This is a genomic window from Stenotrophomonas sp. 2YAF22 (genome assembly GCF_052114665.1).
Classification (GTDB): Bacteria; Pseudomonadota; Gammaproteobacteria; order Xanthomonadales; family Xanthomonadaceae; genus Stenotrophomonas; species Stenotrophomonas indicatrix.
On the sequence record NZ_JBFRFE010000842.1, the window covers coordinates 1 to 1,428 of the forward strand.

The 1,428-nt window shown below is 68.9% G+C and carries 1 protein-coding gene; it reads left to right on the forward strand.

Translation table 11 applies throughout. The features are described from left to right. Window positions 1–8 precede the first annotated feature (8 nt). On the forward strand, window positions 9–1,428 hold a 1,420-nt coding region (locus tag AB4Y84_RS21615; RefSeq protein WP_442250926.1), incomplete at its 3' end, for a DegQ family serine endoprotease.

A 1,428-nucleotide genomic window follows, 5' to 3' on the forward strand; every position in this document is an offset into this window, starting at 1 on the left:
CGCATGCCATTGGCCTGTTCGCCCTGACCCTGCCGCTGGTGGCCTGTGCCCAACCGGCGGCGCCTGCCGCCCAGCCGCAGGCCGCCGCCGCCGCGGCGGCGCCACGCGCACCGGCGCAGCCGTTGGTCAGCGGTCTGCCTGACTTCACCAACCTGGTTGAGCAGGTCGGCCCCGGTGTGGTCAACGTCGACACCACCATCGTCCGCAGCAACCGCCAGGCGCGGGGCGGCATGGGCCCGGGCGATGACGAGATGCCCGAGTTCTTCCGCCGCTTCTTCGGCCCGGATTTCCCGATGCCCGGGCAGGGCCCTGGCGGGCAGGACGGCGGCCCCAGCATCAAGGGCCGCGGCATGGGCTCGGGCTTCATCATTTCGCCTGACGGCTACGTGCTGACCAATTACCACGTGGTCGCCGACGCCAGCGAAGTGAAGGTCAAGCTCGGCGATCGTCGCGAGTTCACCGCCAAGGTGATCGGCAGTGACCAGCAGTACGACGTCGCCCTGCTGAAGATCGACGGCAAGAACCTGCCGACCGTGCGCGTGGGGGATTCCAACAGCCTGAAGCCCGGTCAGTGGGTTGTCGCGATCGGCTCACCGTTCGGCCTCGACCACTCGGTTACCGCTGGCGTGGTCAGTGCCCTCGGCCGCAACACCGGTGGGCCGGACCAGCGCTATGTGCCGTTCATCCAGACCGACGTGGCGATCAACCAGGGTAATTCCGGCGGCCCGCTGCTGAACACCCGTGGTGAAGTGGTCGGCATCAATTCGCAGATCTTCTCGGCCTCGGGTGGCTACATGGGCATCAGCTTCGCGATCCCGATCGATCTGGCGATGAGCGCGGTCGAGCAGATCAAGAAGACCGGCAAGGTCACCCGTGGCCAGCTCGGCGCGGTGGTGCAGGAAATCGACGGCCTGAAGGCGCAGGCGATGGGCCTGCCCGACAGCCGCGGTGCGCTGGTCAACCAGATCGTGCCGGACAGCGCTGCGGCCAAGGCCGGGGTCAAGATCGGTGACGTGATCCGCACGGTGAACGGTGCGCCGGTCAACAGCTGGTCCGATCTGCCGCCGCTGATCGGTGCGATGGCACCGGGCAGCCGCGTCACCCTGGGCGTGATCCGCGATGGCAAGCCGCGTGACCTGAGCGCGACCCTGACCGCTCTGGCCGAGGACGCGCAGGGCAATGCCCGCAGCCCGTCCGCAGGCAATGACACGGCGGCTCCGCAGGCCGGCGCCAATGCCCTGCTGGGGTTGGACGTTGCCGACTTGACTGCGCCGCAGCGCAAGCAGCTGGGCCTGGAGGCGGGTGAGGGTGTCCGCATCACCGCCGTGAAGGGCGAGGGCGCCCGTGATGCCGGCCTGTCCGGTGGCATGGTGATCCTGCAGGTGGCCAGCACTCCGGTCGGCAGCGTTGAAGCCCTGAACCGTGCGC